The following is a 16,995-nucleotide window of genomic DNA, read 5'->3' as shown; positions in this document are numbered from 1 at the left end:
CCAGGCAGGCGTACGATCGAGGGATGAAGAAAACGCAGCAGGACTCCGTGCAGCAGGACGCGCCCGTCGGGCTGCAGCCGCTCCTGGATTCTCTGAACCTGCTCGAGGGGGAAGCGGCCGGCTATTGCACCAATGGCGTCTGCCACTTCCCCGCCCCGAAGAGCGAGTAAGCAGCAGACGCCATCTCAGGCCATCCCGGCGCGGTCAGTGCCCGCCGTGGAACCCTTCGCCCGCATCGTCTGCAGGCTTGCGGACGAACGGGCTGAGCGCCACAGTCGCCAGCGAGATGATCGCCGCGATCAGGAATGCCATGCGTGCGCCGGGAGCGCCGGCGACCGCAGTCGTCAGGCCCTCCTGCTCGCCCGCGTGCAGGATCGACGAGTAGGTCACGAGGAGCAGTGCGACACCTGCCGCGCCACCGACCTGCTGCAGTGTGTTCAGGACGGCCGAACCGTGCGAGTAGAGCGACCGCGGGAGCGAACCCAGCGATGCCGAGAACAGCGGTGTGAACGACATCGCGAGACCGACGGACATGACAGCCTGCACGATGATGAGCACCCACCACACGGTGTGCTCACCGACGGTCGAGTAGAAGAACAGCGACGCCGACACCATGATCGTGCCGGGGATGAGCAGCGGGCGGGTGCCGCGCGCATCGTAGACACGACCCATGATCGGTCCGAGCAGGCCCATCAGCAGCGAACCGGGGAGCAGGATCAGGCCGGACTGGAGCGGGTTGAGCCCCGCCACGTTCTGCAGGTACTGCGGGAGCAGGGTCAGCGTGCCGAACATCGACAGCGCCAGGATGGACATGATGATCACGGACAGCGTGAAGTTGCTCGAGCGGAACACGCGCAGGTCGAGCAGTGCGTCGTCGATGCGCTGCAGCACGAGCTGACGCCACACGAAGAGCCCCAGTGAGACGGCACCGACCACGAGGGAGATGATCCCTGCGGTCTCGCCGGATCCGCCCTCGCCGCCGAACTGGCTGAGACCGAACACGATCCCGCCGAACCCGAGAGCCGCGAGCGGGATCGAGAGCACGTCGAGCGGCACGGACCGCGTCTCACCCAGGTTCGTCATCCACTTCACACCCATGAAGAGGGCGATGAGCGAGATGGGGAGGATGATGCCGAAGAGCGCGCGCCAGCTGGCGAGCTCGAGCACGGCTCCGGCGAGGGTCGGGCCGATCGCGGGAGCGAGCGAGATGACGAGACCGACGCGACCCATCATGCGACCGCGGGACTGCGGCGGCACGACGTTCATGATCGTGGTCATCAGCAGCGGCATCATGATGCCGGTACCTGCGGCCTGGATGACACGGCCGACGAGCAGCACGGCGAAGCCGGGGGCGACGAGAGCGACGAGCGTGCCGAGGGAGAACGCGATCATCGCGGCGATGAAGACCTGGCGCGTCGTGAACCGCTGCAGGATGAACCCGGTCGTGGGGATGACCACGGCCATGGTGAGCATGAAGGCGCTCGTGAGCCACTGGCCGAGCTCGGGCGGGATGCCGAGGTCGGTGTTCAGATGGGGGATCGCGATCCCCATCGTGGTCTCGTTGAGGATGGCGACGAAGGCGGCGACGAGCAGCAGCCAGATCACCCGCATGTCCTTGCGGGGGATCTCGCCCCCTGCCGCGGCGGGAGTCGTCGAGATGGAGCCGGTATCGACGGCAGACATGGGCGGCCTCCAGGGCGAAGAAGAAATGGATATCGCGAGAGTTCGCAAGAGTCATTCAGCGTAACGGCAGCCGCGGACATTTCATTCCGTATTCACAGATATCCGCTGAAGGCGGATACACGCGGCCCGATGTCCGCGCGCGTGGGTACGCTGGCGCAATGAGCATGGGCGGCGGCATGGGCGGTGGCCCGCGGGGAGGTGGTTTCCGCGGAGTCGATGAAGACGCGCAGCGGAAGTTGAACGCCGAGGCGCCGCGGATCAACGGTCTCGGGGCGCGGGTGGTCTCCCTGTTCCGCCCCTATCGCTGGCGCATCCTCTTCACGGGCATCTTGGTCGTGCTGGGCGCCGCGATCGCGGTCATCCCGCCGCTGATCGTGCAGCGCATCTTCGACGACGCGCTGTTCCCGGTGGACGGCGGAAGCCCGCACCTCGAACTGCTGGCCTGGCTCGTCACCGCTATGGTCGCGCTGTTCCTGGTCTCCGCGGGGCTGGGGGTGGCGCAGACCTGGCTCACCTCGACCGTCGGCAACAGCGTCACCGGCGATCTGCGCGTGAAGCTCTTCGAGCATCTGCAGGCGATGGAGCTCGGATTCTTCACGCGCACCAAGACGGGCGTCATCCAGTCGAGGCTGCAGAACGACGTGGGCGGCGTGTCCGGCGTGCTGACGAACACCGTCACCAGCATCCTCGGCAACGTCGTGACCGTGATCGCCTCGCTCGTCGCGATGATCCTGATCGACTGGCGGCTGACGCTCATCGCCGTTGTCATGATGCCGTTCCTGATCGTCGTGCAGCGCAAGGTGGGGCAGGTGCGCGCCAGGATCGCGGGGGAGACGCAGGAGTCGCTGTCCGAGCTCACCTCGATCACCCAGGAGACCCTGAGCGTGTCGGGCATGCTGCTGTCGAAGGCGTTCAACCGGCAGCGCACCGAGTCGGAGCGGTACCAGGCGGAGAACCGCAACCAGGTCGTGCTCCAGGTGCGGCGTGCGATGAGCGGCCAGGGGTTCTTCGCCGTCGTGCAGGTGATCATGGCGAGTGTGCCCGCCGTGATCTATCTCGTCTCCGGCTATCTGATCGCCGGCGGGACCGGAGCCATCACCGCGGGAACCGTCGTCGCCTTCACCACCGTGCAGGCGCGGCTGCTCATGCCGTTGATGGGCCTCATGAGGGTCTCGCTCGATCTGCAGACCTCGTCCGCGCTGTTCGCGCGCATCTTCGAGTACCTCGACCTCGTGCCGGAGATCCAGGACGCCCCCGACGCGATCACCGTCGATCAGGCTCCTGGACCCCGCGGGCGCATCGAGTTCGACGAGGTCGTGTTCCGCTACCCCGATGCCTCGGCTGACGCCAGGCCGACTCTCGACGGTGTGTCGTTCACGGCGGAACCGGGTCAGCACGTCGCGTTCGTCGGCCCGTCGGGCGCGGGCAAGACCACGATCCTGTACCTGGCGCCGCGGTTGTACGAGGCGAAGGGAGGGGCCGTGATGTTCGCGGGCGCCGACGTGCGCACCCTCACGCAGGAGTCGATCATCGACAACGTGGGCATCGTGTCCCAGGAGACCTACCTGTTCCACGCGACCATCCGTGACAACCTCCGCTATGCGAAGCCCGATGCCACCGAGGAAGAGCTGATCGCGGCGTGCACGGCCGCCAACATCCACCACATCATCGCCGGCTTCGAGCAGGGGTACGACACCGTGGTGGGCGAGCGCGGGTATCGGCTCTCCGGCGGGGAGAAGCAGCGCATCGCGATCGCCCGCGTGCTGTTGAAGGACCCGCCGGTGCTACTCCTCGACGAGGCGACATCGGCGCTCGACACGGTGTCGGAGCGCGTGGTGCAGGAAGCGCTCGACGAGGCCGCGAAGGGGCGCACGACGCTCTCCATCGCCCACCGGCTCTCGACCGTGATGGGAGCGGACGTGATCCACGTGCTCGAAGCGGGGCGCATCATCGAGTCCGGCACTCACTCCGAGCTGCTGGCGCTCGGTGGACTCTATGCCGAGCTCGCGGCTGAGCAGGTGGCGGCATCGCGGGTGCTCGACACCGAGGCAGCGGTCGACGAGGCGGTGACGGGCGGCGCTGCGGCTCCTCTCGCTGAGCGCCGCGCCGACAGAGCGCCTGCCGATTCCGCCGGCGAAGACGCCGTCGCGACCATCACCGCCGCTGTGCCTCTGCTGGCCGAGCCGAGACTCGACGAGCGGGTCTACCCGCCGGGGCCCTGAGCAGTCTCAGGCCAGTGCAGTCTCAGGTCAGTGCACCGACAGTCCGCCGTCGACGAACAGCGAGTGACCGGTGACGTAGCCCGATCCTGCCCCGGCCAGGAACACCGCCGCACCCGCGAAGTCGCTCGGCAGACCGTTGCGTCCGATCATCGTGCGGGCCGCGAGCTCGGCGACCTTCTCCGGGTCCTGTTGCAGGCGGGCGTTCAACGGCGTGAGCACGAACCCCGGCACCAGCGTGTTGCTCGTGACGCCCGTCCCGCCCCAGGCCTCGGCCTCCGAGCGCATGAGCGACTCCACGGCACCCTTCGACGCACCGTACACACCGCTGCCCACGAAGGCCCGGTGCGCCTGCTGGGAGCTGATGTGGATGAGGCGGCCGTATCCGCGTGCGGCCATGCCCTTCGCGAACTGCTGGCCGAGCAGGAACGGTGCGAGCGCGTTGACCGTCATCGTGGCGTCCCAGTCTTCTTCGGTGATGTCGGGGAAGGGCGGCCGGATGTTGATGCCTGCCGAGTTGACGAGGATGTCCGGTTCCCCGAAGGGCTCGACAGCCGCTGCGGCGACGGCGTGGATTCCCTGCCTCGTGCTGAGATCGCCGACGACACCGGTCGCCCGGCAGCCGAGCGCACGCAGCTCATCGACGGTCTCGCGGATGCGTTCCTCACCGCGGGCGACCACGACCGTGGCCGCGCCGGCACGAGCGAGCGCGGCGGCGATCCCTCGCCCGATGCCGGAGCTGCCGCCCGTCACGACAGCGGTGCGTCCCTCGAGGGAGAACAGCGAGGAGAGGTAGTCGTTCATATGTCCGCCGATCGGTGGTCCGCGCTCACCAGGCGAGAGCCGCGGCGAGGGAGGGGTCTGGAGTGGCATCGGCGAACTCGGGGAGTGCCCGGAGCTCGGCGATGAAGGCATCGACCTCGGCGGCGTATGCCGGGTCGATGTGCTGCTCCGCGATGTCGAGGAGTGAGGGGATGTCCATGGCGAGGATCAGCTCGATCCGCGCTACGACCGAGGCACGTGCGCCGGCGTCGTGCAGCACGCGGACGCCGCCGCGCAGAGCTGCCAGGTAGTCGCGCAGTACGGGGAGCCGACCTTTGCCCTGGGTGATCGAGGTGCCGTCGGCGCGGAGACGCCAGTGCACGACCACATCCGGGATGACGTCGAACGCCCGTGCGCGGGTGTACATCTGCTGGGCGACGATCTGGTCCTCGTAGGCGACGCCTTCCGGGAAGCGGAGATCCTGCCAGAAAGGAGTGCGACTCAGCTTCGACCAGGCGACGATGTTCGACACCGCCCGGGGATGTGCGGTGAGCGTGGTGCCCAGCCTCTCCGGGGAGGTGGCCGCGGATACCCAGGGCTGCACGCGACCGGCGAGGTACGCATCTCCCTGAGGACGTGCGCGCACGTAGGCTCCGGCGACGAAATCGCTTCCGGTCCGTTCGAGTGTGTGCGTCATCCGGGCGAGGGCGTCCGGCCGCAGTTCGTCGTCGCCGTCGAGGAAGCCGAGGTAGGGGGTGTCCACCAGGGCGAGACCGGCATTGCGGGCGGCGCCGAGGCCACGGGAGGCGTCATGGCGGATCGTCGTGAAACGTCGGTCAGCGGAGGTCGCGTTATCGAAGATCGCGCCCGTCTCGTCGGTCGAACCGTCGTCGATCAGGATCGCCCGCCAGCGGGGTTCGGTCTGTGCGCGGAGCGAGTCGAGCGCAGCGGGGGCGAAGGCGGCGATGTCGCGTCCGGGGACGATCAGCGTCACGATCGGGGCGGAGGCAGTCACGTGCCGAGTCTATGGCCGGGCATCAGCCCCGGGCCGCGCGCACGGATTCCGCGACGAGCGCCGCCAGGCGCTCGGGAGCGTCCGTTGCCAGCTCCTCGCGACCGAACGTGAAGCGCACCGACGTCTGTGCGACCTCGGGGGCGATTCCGCAGGCGAGCAGCACGTGCGAGGGGTCGTCGCTACCCGCCGCGCACGCCGATCCGCTCGAGGAGATCACTCCGCGGCGCTCGAGCTCGAGCAGCACGGCCTCCCCGCTGGTGCCGGCGAACGTGAAGCTCACGGTGCCGGGCAGACGATGCACCGGGTCGCCGGTGAGTGCTGCTGCAGGCACGGCGGCGAGTACCACGGCGGCGAAGCGTAGGCTCGTGGCGGCGACCCGCGCCGCCACGAGTTCTCGCTCCCGCTCGGCGAGTTCCAGGGCCGTCGCCAACGCCACCGCTCCCGCGACGTTCTCGGTGCCGGATCGTCGACCGCGTTCCTGACCGCCGCCGTGCAGCAGGGGCTCCACGGGAACGCGTCCGCGGACCGCGAGCGCACCGATGCCCTTGGGGGCACCCAGCTTGTGACCAGCGATCGACAACGCATCGGCACCGAGATCCCGCAGGGGAAGCCACCCGGCCGACTGCACGGCATCGAGGTGCAGGGGGACCTTCACCGCGCTCGTGACGGTTGCCAGGGCTGTGACGTCCTGCACCGTCCCGATCTCGTTGTTCGCGTGACCGAACGACACCAGCGACGTGTCTTCCCTGATGGCCGCGGTCAGCGCATCCGGGGCGATACGCCCTCGGGAGTCCACCGGGATCATCGTCACCTCGACGCCGTGGAAGCGTCGGAGATACCCGGCGGACTCGAGGATCGACTCGTGCTCGATGGGCGAGATGACCAGGTGGCGCCGTCCCGCCTCCAGAGCGGCGAGCGCGATGCCCTTGACCGCGAGGTTGTTCGCCTCTGTTCCTCCTGCGGTGAACACGACGTCGTTCGTCCGCATCCCCAGCACGCGGGCCACCCGTGCCCTGGCGCCGTCGAGGGCGCTCGCCGCGGCCTCGCCCGCCGTATGGTGACTCGACGGATTGCCGAACACCCCGGTGAGGAAGGGACGCATCGCTTCGAGCACTTCTGGACGCACCGGTGAGGTCGCCGCGTGATCGAGGTAGAGCATGACCGTCAGTCGATCCGCAGATCCAGGCCGAGATCGAGGGCGCGGGCGGAATGCGTCAGAGCTCCGACCGAGATCACGTCGACGCCGGTGCGTGCGATCTCGCCGACCGTGTCGAGGGTGACACCGCCTGAGGCTTCGACGATGGCTCGACCGCCGATGAGGGCCACGCCCCGCTCCAGGTCGTCCAGCGAGAAGTTGTCGAGCAGCACGGTGTCCGCTCCACCGTCCAGGACGGCGTCGATCTGGTCGAGACGGTCGACCTCGACGACGACGTGGGTCGTATGGGGGAGCCGGGACAGGGCCGCGCGCAGGGCGGCCGCGGGGTCGAGGCCCGAGCGTTTCAGCACCGCGAGGTGGTTGTCCTTCGCCATCACCGCGTCGGACAGGGAGTGCCGGTGATTGCGGCCGCCGCCCGACTCGACGGCGTGACGCTCGAAGGCGCGCAGACCGGGAGTGGTCTTGCGGGTGTCGGCGATCCGCGTCTCGGTGCCGTCGACGGCCGCCACGTAGGCGGCGGTGAGCGTGGCGATGCCGCTCATCCGCTGCGTGAAGTTCAAGGCGACGCGCTCCGCGGTCAGTACGCTGCGCGCCGCACCGGATACCGAGGCGAGGACGTCTCCTGCAACGAACTCGTCACCGTCGCCGACGTGCAGATCCACCTGGACGGACGGATCGGTGAGACGGAAGGCGGCGGCGAAGACATCGCCTCCGCTGAAGACCCCGGCTTCTCGTGCGACGAGATCGGCCGTGGCCGTGGCTTCGGCGGGCAGCAGCGTGGTGCTCGTGAGGTCGCCCCACGGAGCGTCTTCCTCCAGTGCGGCGCCGACGACGCGGTGCAGAGTGGCGGGGGTCAGCATCAGACGGTCTCCAGGATCGATGAGGGTGTGGGGGATGAAGAAGGGGCACCTGTCGCATCCGTGTCGACACGATGATGTGCTCCGACGGAAACGGTGCGCTTCAGAGCCGCCGCCGCCGTCGCCTGCGCGAGGAGCAGCAGGTTTGCATCCTCGTGCTCCGTCACGGTCGTGGGCGTGGTGGGGACGCCGGCCCACCCCTGCAGCACTCCGAGCGCCCGGGTGAGGCCCTCGCCCGTGCGCAGCAGGCCCACTTCGTCCCACATCAGCCGCTGTAGTCCAGAGCGGGTGAACCCCGGTTCGGCGTCGACGAGGTTCGCGTCGAGGCTCACCTCGGAAGGGGTGTGCTCGTGTCCCGGAAGAGGCCAGGGCATCGTGAGCGCTGCCGCCGCGCGAGCCCCGAAGACCGCGCCCTCGAGCAGGGAGTTCGATGCCAGCCGGTTGGCCCCGTGCACGCCCGTGCGGGCGACCTCTCCTACGGCGAAGAGCCCTGGCACCGTGGTGCGTCCGTCGAGGTCGGTGACCACGCCGCCCATCAGGTAGTGCGCCGCCGGGGTCACGGGTAGGGGGCTCTTCGCCCAGTCGAAGCCACGCTCTCTCGTGACGCGGTCGATGGTCGGGAAGCGGAGCGCGAGCGTGCGGGCTCCGAGCATCGTGGCGTCGAGCCTGACGGGCGCAGCCTGAGCCGCGGCACGCCGTGCGATCGCTCGCGACACCACGTCCCGCGGCGCGAGCTCACCGTCGGGGTGGCTGTCGAACACGAACCGGCGGCCACGGTCGTCCACCAGAACCGCGCCCTCACCGCGCACCGCCTCGGAGATCAGGAACGCCGGGCCGGAGGCGAGGACGGTGGGATGGAACTGGACGAACTCCAGATCGGCGACCGCTGCACCTGCGCGAAGCGCGGCGGCGATGCCGTCACCCGTCGTTCCTCCGGGGTTGGTGGTGTGCGCGTAGAGCTGGCCGGCACCGCCGGTGGCGAGGATCACGGCGTCGGCCTGGAGGGTCGAGAGCACACCGTCGCGACGGATTCGGATACCCCGAACGACACCGTCGCGCTTCACGAGGTCGACAAGGAAAGCGCCGGTGAGAACGGGGATGCGCGCGCGACGTGCGCATTCGACGAGGGCCGCGGAGATCGCCGCCCCGGTGGCATCGCCGCCCGCATGCGCGATGCGGGCATGGCTGTGCGCCGCCTCGCGTCCGAGTCGCAGTGAACCGTCGTCGTCGCGGTCGAAGCCGACACCCCGTGCGATCAGCTCGGCGATCCGCTCCGCGCCGTCGGCGACCAGCACACTCACCGCGTCCGGATCGGACAGCCCGGCGCCGGCGATCTGCGTGTCGGCGGCATGCGACGACGGGGAGTCGCCCGGGCCGTACGCTCCGGCGACACCCCCCTGAGCGAACCCGGTGCAGCCGTCGCCGAGGTCACCCTTGGTGACGATCGTCACGTCGTGACCCGACTCGTGCGCGTGCAGCGCCGCGGTGAGCCCCGCGATGCCCGACCCGACGATGATGACCTTCATCGTGTGCCCGCGGCCGCCGGGGGGCTTCGCCGCGAGCATCCGTTCCAGCGCCACCCGAGCGGGGGCGGCGACGTCGTCGGACACGGTGATGCGGTTCGGCGTGCGACCGGCCACCAGCTCCTCCAGCACCCACGCGAGGTAGCCGGGGTGGATGCGGTACATCGTCGAGCACGGGCACACCACGGGGTCGAGGCAGAAGATCTCGTGCTGCGGATACTGCGCAGCGAGTCGACGGACGAGGTTGATCTCGGTGCCGATCGCGAAGGTGGTCGGTTCGGTCGCCGTGTCGATCGCCCGGCGGATGTACTCGGTCGACCCTGCTTCGTCGGCGGCGTCGACGACCTCCATCGGACATTCGGGGTGCACGATCACGCGTACACCGGGGTGATCGGTGCGCGCTTGGTCGATCTGGTCGACCGTGAAGCGTCGGTGCACGGAGCAGAACCCGTGCCACAGGATGACACGCGAGTCGAGCAACTGCTCGGCGGACGAGCCGCCCAGCGCTCGCCGCGGGTTCCACATGGGCATCTGATCGAGCGGCACTCCCATGGCCTTGGCGGTGTTGCGGCCCAGATGCTGGTCGGGGAAGAACAGGACCCGCCGCCCCCGCTCGAATGCCCACTCCAGCACGGTCCGCGCATTCGACGACGTGCACACGATCCCGCCGTGTCGCCCGACGAAGCCCTTGATCGCCGCCGAGGAGTTCATGTACGTCACGGGGATCACGGGCACGCGGCCGTCGGCGTCTGCGGCCGCGAGGTCTCCGAAGACGTCCTCGAGCTGCTCCCAGCACTCCTCGACCTGGTCGATGTCGGCCATGTCGGCCATCGAGCACCCCGCGGCGAGATTGGGGAGGATCACCGCCTGATCGGGTTGCGAGAGCAGATCGGCGGTCTCGGCCATGAAGTGCACGCCGCAGAACACGATCGCCTCGGCATCGGCTCTGCCCTTCGCCGCCGTCGCCAGTTGGAACGAGTCCCCGACGTAGTCCGCGTGCTGCACGACCTCTTCGCGCTGATAAAAGTGCCCGAGGATCAGCACCCGGTCGCCGAGCGTGGCCTTCGCCGCCCGGATCCTCCCGTCGAGTTCCTCTTCCGAAGCCTCGCGGTACTCGGAAGGCAGCTCGCCCTGTCGCGGGGCACCGGTCGGGATCACGTCTCCCATCGATGAGCCCGGTCCGTATCCGGGCCGCGCGTCGAAGTCCCACGGTCCTGCGGCGAGATCCGTCGCGCACGTGGCGTCCGTGGACGCGCCGGTGACGATCGCCCGGATCGCATGGTCGACGGAGGGGTCCAGCGGTGGTACGGCGGGAGCGGGGACGAAGGTGATGCTCATCGGATGCTCGTTTCCTCGGGTCGGAGCGGGCCGCGATCGGCGAGCTCGATGTCGGTGTTGTCGCGATACAGACGTGCGGGCCGGTGGCTTCCGGTGCGGAACCGGTCGGTCGGGAGCAGATTGCCCGCCGCCTCCACCTGGCGACGGAAGTTGGCGGGGTCGAGGGCGCGTCCGAGGATCGATTCGTAGGCTTCGCGCAACTCGGCGAGCGTGAACTCGGCGGGGAGGAACCCCTGTGCGACTCGGCTGTACCCCACCTTGTTGCGCAGTCGCCACAGCGCGTACTCGACGATCCGGTCATGGTCGAACGCGAGGTCCGGCAGCTCCTCGATGTCGAACCAGCGGACGTTCTCGGGATAGTGGCCGGCTGCGCGATGTGCGGCGCTCTGCGCGGTCACGTCGTCCTGCCGCAACAGGGCCCAGTACACGATGGAGACGACCCGCGTGGGGGAGCGGTCGACCGCTCCGAAGGCATACAGCTGCTCGAGGTAGCTGGGGGCGAGTCCCGTTGTCTCGGCGAGGGTGCGGGCCGCGGCGTCGACGGGAGACTCCGTCGAGGTGAGCCAACCTCCGGGGAGTGCCCACTGGCCGGCGAAGGGCTCGCGCGTGCGCAGCACGAGGGGCAGGGAGAGCACCGCCCGTCCGTCGTCGGTCCTCCGCAGCGTCAGGATCACCGTCGAGACGGCGACTCGGATGTCACCGCTTTGAGTCATTCGCACCTTAACCTCCGATGTCGATCTTAGTGTCATCGAGACTCTTAGTGGTCCTCTGTGACGAGGATTCGGGCTGAGTCCGAAACGTTATCTGGGGAGCGCGAGGAGGCTTGTCCACGAGGACGGGGTTTGTTAGGTTACTGTCCTAACAAACCCCGTCGGGAGTGGCCGCCGGTCGTCTCCCCGGGCCCGAGAACCCCACCTCCGGGGTTCTGCTCCATCCGGAGCGATCCCTCCTGCAGTGCAGCACCGAGAGGAAACAAGAGAAATGATCCGTAACGGAAGGCGCAAGATCGCGCTCACCGCGATTGCCGGTGCATCCGTCCTCGCCCTAGGCCTCACCGCCTGTGGCGGCGGCAGCGACAGTGGCAACGCCGATGGCGACAAGGCCCTGCGTGTCTGGGCCGGCAGCCAGACCCCCATCGCCGCGAACTACAACCCGTTCGCTCCGACCGTGCTCCACGGCGCGCTCGGACCGATCTACGAGCCGCTGTTCTTCTACAACAAGACCGCGGACTCCGAGCCGGTCGGCCTGATCGGCGACTCGTTCGAGTACAACGAGGACGGCACGGTGATCACGGTCACCATCAAGCCCGACCTCAAGTGGAGCGACGGTGAGCCCCTGACCGCCAAGGACGTCGCGTTCTCGTTCAACTACGAGGCCAACAACCCCGAGGGCAACGGTCTGATCTCCGCCGAGGCCACGGACGACACCACCGCCGTGCTGACGTACTCGTCTGCCCAGTACACGACCGAGTTCCAGCGGATGGGGTCGAGCTACATCCTCCCCGAGCACGTCTGGAAGGACGTCAAGGACTTCGCCAACTTCACGAACGAAGAGCCCGTCGGATCCGGCCCCTACGTGGTCGACAAGACCACGAGCGAGTCCTACACCCTCGTCGCGAACAAGAACTACCGCGATGCCGACAAGCTCGGCGTCAAGAAGGTCCAGTACATCGCGGTCGACAACAACCAGACGGCACAGGACCTGCTCGCCGCCGGCAAGCTCGACTGGACCGGCATGTTCATCCCCAACCCGGATGACGTGACCGGCAACGGCAAGATCGACTGGATCAACACCCCGCAGGACCCGACGGTGCTCTACACCTGCTCGAACGCCGAGCTCGGCTGCACCGGCCCGCAGACGGACGTCGCGGTGCGTCAGGCGCTCAACGTGGCGATCGACCGCGGCATCATCAAGGACAAGGCATTCGTCGGCCTCACGGGCGACATCTCGCCGGCTTTCACGCTGCTGCCGCGTGACGAGAAGTGGCTCGCCGACCCGGCCAACGAGGTCAGCCCGCAGGAGGCCAACGCCGCCGAGGCCGGTTCGATCCTCGAGGCCGCCGGTTACACCAAGGGTTCGAGCGGCATCTACGAGAAGGGCGGGGTTCCGCTCGAGCTCACGCTCACCTCGGTCGACGGCTGGACCGACTACAACGACGCCGCGAAGCTGATCGCCGAGCAGGCCGAGGCCGCAGGCATCAAGATCACGGCATCGACGGTGCAGTGGCAGGAGTTCTCCGATTCCCGTCAGGGTGGCGAGTTCCAGCTGATCATGGGTGGTGTGATCGGCACGTCCGTCGCCGACCCGTTCCAGATCTACCGCGACTGGTTCGGCGGCACGGCCGTCGAGTCGACGACCCCGGTCGGCACCGAGATCCCCGCAGGACGCTGGAACTTCAGCCGCTACAGCAACCCGGTCGTCGACACGGCGATCCAGTCGGCGATCAGCACGAACGACGAGGCGACGAAGAAGGAGCTGTACGCCACGATCCAGACCGAGATCGTGCGTGACCTGCCCTACATCCCGCTCGTCATCAACGCGACGCAGACCTTCTACAACACGAAGGACTACACGGGCTGGCCGACGGAGGAAGACCTCTACGCCTTCCCGCCGTCCTGGGGTGCGATCGCGGCAGGCTACGTCCTGACGCAGCTGCAGCCGGTCAAGTAACACGAGAGGAGTCGGGGAAGAAGGAAGTCAGGAAACAGTGACATGAAGTTCTATGCACGAAGAATCGGGTTCTACGCGTTCACGCTCTGGGCCGCGATATCCATCAACTTCTTTCTTCCCCGGCTCATGCCGGGAAACCCCGCCGACATCATGATCGCCAAGATGCAGCGGGCGGGCGGCGACGTCTCAGAGACGACCATCCGCAATATCAGGCTCCTGCTCGGCGGCGACGACTCGTCGCTGTGGGATCAGTACCTCGCGTACTGGGGGCGGATGTTCCAGGGCGACCTCGGCGTCTCGGTGACGAAGTTCCCCACCCCGGTGACGGAGCTCATCGCCGGTGCTCTTCCCTGGACGCTCATCCTCGTCGGCACCGCGACGGTCATCTCCTTCGTCCTCGGCGTCGTGCTCGGGGCCTGGGCCGGCTGGAAGCGCGGCACCTGGGTCGACCACCTGATCCCGGCAACGACCGTGCTGCAGTCGATCCCGTACTTCTGGATGGCGCTGATCCTGGTGGCGGTGTTCGCGGTCGGCCTCGGCTGGTTCCCCATCTTCGGCGGCTACGACGTGTTCGACTTCCCCGACGGCCCCGAGCCGACGTGGGCCTTCTTCAGCGACGCCGTCGCCCACGCCATCCTTCCCGCCGTCACCATCGTGATCAGCTCGGTCGGCGGCTGGATGTTCGGCATGCGCAACATGATGGTCTCGACGCTCGCCGAGGACTACGTGCTCACGGCCGAGGCCAAGGGCCTGCGCCCGCGCCGGGTGCTCACCGCCTACGCTGCCCGCAACGCCGCGATCCCCTCGATCGCCGGCTTCTCGATCACGCTCGGTTTCGTCGTGGCCGGCTCCATCGTCATGGAGCAGGTGTTCACCTACCCCGGCATCGGCAAGCTGATGTTCCAGGCCGTGACCAACAACGACTACGCGCTGATGCAGGGGCTGTTCCTCGTCATCACGCTCACGGTGCTCGCCGCCAACTTCATCATGGACCTCGTCTATGGCTTCATCGACCCGAGGGCTCGCCAGAATGTCTGACACGAAGAACCCGCTCCTCACGGAGGAGCCACCCACCGTCGCCCCTGAGGGCACCGTCGCTCTCGCCACACAGCGTCAGGATCGAAAGCGTCGCCGCGTCCTGCCCAGCACCTCGCCGAAGTTCATCGTGGGCGTGTGCATCGTGCTGGCGATCGTGCTGTTCGCGATCATCGCGCCGATCTTCTCCCAGAACCCGCGGAGCACGGCCAACCCAGCGCTTCAGCCGCCGTCGGCCGAGCACTGGCTCGGCACGACCAAGCTCGGCAACGACATGTTCGCCCAGCTCGCGACCGGTGCCCAGGGCTCGCTGCTCATCGGCGTGACGGCCGGCAGCATCGCGATCGTCCTCTCCCTCCTGTTCGGCGTGCTCGCCGGCTACCTGGGTGGGTGGCGTGAAGACGGCCTCGCCCTGCTCACGAACGTCATGATCGTGATCCCCGGACTGCCGCTGGTGATGGTCATCGCCTCGTTCGTCCCGCAGCGCAGCTGGCAGCTCGTCGCCTTCGTGCTCGGCATCACCTCCTGGGCCGGGGCGGCGTACGTGCTCCGGCTGCAGACGCGCTCGCTCCGCACACGCGACTACGTCTACGCCTCGAAGGTCGCGGGCGAGCGGTCGTTCCGCGTCATCCTCGTCGAGATCATGCCGAACCTGCTGCCGCTGCTGACGGCCCAGTTCCTCTTCGCGATCATCTTCGCGATCCTCGGCGAGGCCGGCCTGTCGTACCTCGGCCTCGGACCCAACTCGTCGATCACCTGGGGATCGATCCTCAACGACGCCCAGTCGGGGCAGGCGCTCGGACGTGGGGCCTGGTGGTGGTTCGTCCCGCCGGGACTCATGATCGCGCTCCTCGGCGCCGGTCTGTCTCTGATCAACTTCGCCATCGACGAGGTCATCAACCCGAAGCTGCGCAATGCGCCAGAAGCCGCGCGCCGCGTGCGCAAGGCCGCCAAGACCAAGGGGGTCACCGCATGAGCGAGCCAGTGCTGACGGCGCGGAATGTGTCGATCGAGTATGAGGTGGATCCGCCGGTGAAGGCCGTGCGGGATGTCTCGCTGACGTTGAATCGTGGGGAGATTCTGGGGTTGGCGGGGGAGTCGGGGTGTGGGAAGACGACTCTCGCGTACGGCATGAACCGGTTGTTGAAGGCGCCGGCGTTGATGACGGGCGGGGAGATCGTGTTCCATGATCGGGACGGTCATGACATCGACATCGTGGGTTTGGATGGGGAGGGTCTGCGGGCGTTCCGGTGGGACAAGATCTCGATGGTGTTCCAGGGCGCGATGAACTCGTTGAATCCGGTGATCAGTGTGAGGGCGCAGATCTTCGACATCTTCGACACGCATCGTCCTGGGATGAGTAAGAAGGCGAAGACGGCGCGGGCGGAGGAGCTGCTCACGTTGGTGGGGGTGGATCCGTCCCGGTTGTCGAGTTTCCCGCATGAGTTGTCCGGGGGTATGCGTCAGCGGATGATGATCGCGATGGCTCTGGCGTTGGATCCGCAGGTGATGATCATGGATGAGCCGACGACGGCGTTGGATGTGGTCGTGCAGCGCGGCATCATCCGGGAGATCATGCGGTTGCGGGAGAAGCTCGGGTTCGCGGTGATCTTCATCACGCATGATCTGCCGATGTTGATCGAGATCAGTGACCGGATCGCGATCATGTTGCAGGGGCAGATCGTGGAGGAGGGGACGGCGGAGGAGATCTATCGTTCCCCGCAGCATGAGTACACGCGACGGTTGTTGTCGAGTTTCCCGTCGTTGAAGGGTGAGCGGGGCGATTTCGTGCGTACCGGTGTGAGCCAGGAGGGCGTCCGATGACCACCCATACGAATAGCACCGGGACGACGGTGCCGGAGAAGGCGACGCTGGAGGCGCGGAACCTCGTCAAGGACTTCCACCTGCGTTCCGGGTTCAGGACGAGCATCCTGCATGCGGTGAAGGATGTGTCGTTCACGATCGAGGCCGGGAAGACGGTCGCTCTGGTGGGGGAGTCGGGGTCGGGGAAGTCGACGATCGCGCGGATGCTGATGAAGTTGGAGACCCCCACCAGTGGGGAGATCCTCCTCGACGGTAAACCGTCCGGGACTCGGGGGCGGGCGTTGGAGGCGTATCGCGCGGATGTGCAGATGGTGTTCCAGGACCCGTTCGCGTCGTTGAACCCGTTCCACACGATCGTGCATCATTTGGAGCGGCCGATCCGCCTGCATCACCCGCAGCTCTCCAGTGCGCAGGTGCGTGCCAGGGCGGTGGAGTTGTTGGAGCGGGTGCGGCTCAGCCCGGGGGAGAGCTTTGCGGAGCGTCGCCCGCATGAGCTGTCGGGTGGGCAGCGGCAGCGCGTCGCGATCGCACGGGCACTGGCCCCGGGGGCGCGGTTCATCGTCGCCGACGAACCGGTGAGCATGTTGGACGTGTCGATCCGGCTGGGCGTGTTGAACCTGCTCGCGGATCTGCAGCGGGAGGAGAACCTCGGGGTGCTGTACATCACGCACGACCTCGCGACCGCACGGCATTTCTCCGATGAGATCATGGTGCTCTACAAGGGCGATGTCGTCGAGCGGGGCCCCGCGGACGAAGTCATCCTCAACCCGCAGCACGAGTACACCAAGACCCTCCTCGGAGCCGCGCCCGAGCCCGACAACCTCGGCCGCCTCCGCGACGAGGTCCGAACCGAACTCGGCATCAGCGGATAGCCGCACCGCACCCCCCCTTTCGAATCGCGCTTTCGAATCGC

Annotated in this window: 14 protein-coding genes and 1 pseudogene; 7 read left to right on the top strand and 8 right to left on the bottom strand. The window is 67.7% G+C overall.

Annotated features, from left to right (window positions below; all coding sequences use genetic code 11):
* Positions 1-23: 23 nt before the first annotated feature.
* Positions 24-170, top strand: coding sequence for a hypothetical protein (locus AAY78_RS19970; protein WP_164734100.1), 147 nt, complete (start codon positions 24-26; stop codon positions 168-170).
* A 34-nt stretch (positions 171-204) separates the two neighbouring features.
* Here AAY78_RS19970 and AAY78_RS17730 read toward each other — a convergent pair whose 3' ends face one another.
* Complete coding sequence (locus tag AAY78_RS17730; protein WP_046749596.1) at positions 205-1,683, bottom strand: MDR family MFS transporter; 1,479 nt, start codon at positions 1,681-1,683, stop codon at positions 205-207.
* A 164-nt stretch (positions 1,684-1,847) separates the two neighbouring features.
* On the opposite strand from AAY78_RS17730, the gene AAY78_RS17725 reads away from it, so the two are divergent.
* Entirely contained in the window at positions 1,848-3,905 is a 2,058-nt protein-coding gene (locus AAY78_RS17725) for an ABC transporter ATP-binding protein (protein WP_046749595.1), read from the top strand.
* Positions 3,906-3,932: 27 nt separating this feature from the next.
* On the opposite strand, the gene AAY78_RS17720 is transcribed toward AAY78_RS17725, so the two are convergent.
* From AAY78_RS17720 to AAY78_RS17690, 7 genes and pseudogenes are all read right to left on the bottom strand, one after another.
* Positions 3,933-4,706, bottom strand: coding sequence for an SDR family NAD(P)-dependent oxidoreductase (locus AAY78_RS17720; protein WP_046749594.1), 774 nt, complete (start codon positions 4,704-4,706; stop codon positions 3,933-3,935).
* A 25-nt stretch (positions 4,707-4,731) separates the two neighbouring features.
* Complete coding sequence (locus AAY78_RS17715; RefSeq protein ID WP_046749593.1) at positions 4,732-5,679, bottom strand: glycosyltransferase family 2 protein; 948 nt, start codon at positions 5,677-5,679, stop codon at positions 4,732-4,734.
* A gap of 22 nt (positions 5,680-5,701) precedes the next feature.
* Positions 5,702-6,838, bottom strand: coding sequence for a cysteine desulfurase family protein (locus tag AAY78_RS17710; RefSeq protein WP_046749592.1), 1,137 nt, complete (start codon positions 6,836-6,838; stop codon positions 5,702-5,704).
* Between the two features lie 5 nt (positions 6,839-6,843).
* A complete protein-coding gene (gene nadC, locus AAY78_RS17705; RefSeq protein ID WP_046749591.1) occupies positions 6,844-7,695 on the bottom strand; it encodes a carboxylating nicotinate-nucleotide diphosphorylase in 852 nt (283 codons plus the stop codon).
* Complete coding sequence (nadB, locus tag AAY78_RS20300; RefSeq protein WP_046749842.1) at positions 7,695-9,218, bottom strand: L-aspartate oxidase; 1,524 nt, start codon at positions 9,216-9,218, stop codon at positions 7,695-7,697. Before nadB ends, nadC begins: the two co-directional genes overlap by 1 nt.
* Positions 9,219-9,239: 21 nt before the next feature.
* A pseudogene (gene nadA / locus AAY78_RS20295) lies at positions 9,240-10,553 on the bottom strand (quinolinate synthase NadA); the annotation flags it as partial.
* Positions 10,550-11,266: an NUDIX hydrolase gene (locus AAY78_RS17690; RefSeq protein WP_046749590.1), complete on the bottom strand. Its 717-nt coding sequence runs from the start codon at positions 11,264-11,266 to the stop codon at positions 10,550-10,552. The gene AAY78_RS17690 and the pseudogene nadA, both read right to left, overlap by 4 nt.
* A gap of 268 nt (positions 11,267-11,534) precedes the next feature.
* Here AAY78_RS17690 and AAY78_RS17685 point away from each other — a divergent pair, with 268 nt between their 5' ends.
* From AAY78_RS17685 to AAY78_RS17665, 5 genes are read left to right on the top strand one after another with little or no spacing between them, the layout of a single operon-like run.
* Positions 11,535-13,223, top strand: coding sequence for an ABC transporter substrate-binding protein (locus AAY78_RS17685; RefSeq protein WP_046749589.1), 1,689 nt, complete (start codon positions 11,535-11,537; stop codon positions 13,221-13,223).
* Between the two features lie 42 nt (positions 13,224-13,265).
* The gene (locus tag AAY78_RS17680) at positions 13,266-14,261 is read left to right on the top strand and encodes an ABC transporter permease (RefSeq protein WP_046749588.1); all 996 of its coding nucleotides are present in this window, start codon (positions 13,266-13,268) and stop codon (positions 14,259-14,261) included.
* Positions 14,254-15,234: an ABC transporter permease gene (locus AAY78_RS17675; RefSeq protein WP_046749587.1), complete on the top strand. Its 981-nt coding sequence runs from the start codon at positions 14,254-14,256 to the stop codon at positions 15,232-15,234. The genes AAY78_RS17680 and AAY78_RS17675 overlap by 8 nt, the downstream gene beginning before the upstream one ends.
* The gene (locus AAY78_RS17670) at positions 15,231-16,082 is read left to right on the top strand and encodes an ABC transporter ATP-binding protein (RefSeq protein ID WP_046749586.1); all 852 of its coding nucleotides are present in this window, start codon (positions 15,231-15,233) and stop codon (positions 16,080-16,082) included. Before AAY78_RS17675 ends, AAY78_RS17670 begins: the two co-directional genes overlap by 4 nt.
* On the top strand, positions 16,079-16,954 hold the full coding sequence (locus tag AAY78_RS17665; RefSeq protein WP_046749585.1) for an ABC transporter ATP-binding protein: 876 nt from the start codon (positions 16,079-16,081) through the stop codon (positions 16,952-16,954). Before AAY78_RS17670 ends, AAY78_RS17665 begins: the two co-directional genes overlap by 4 nt.
* Positions 16,955-16,995 lie beyond the last annotated feature (41 nt).

Origin of the sequence: Microbacterium sp. Ag1, from assembly GCF_001005635.1 — a bacterium.
Classification (GTDB): Bacteria; Actinomycetota; Actinomycetes; order Actinomycetales; family Microbacteriaceae; genus Microbacterium; species Microbacterium oxydans.
This window is presented reverse-complemented; position numbering and strand designations above follow the sequence as displayed.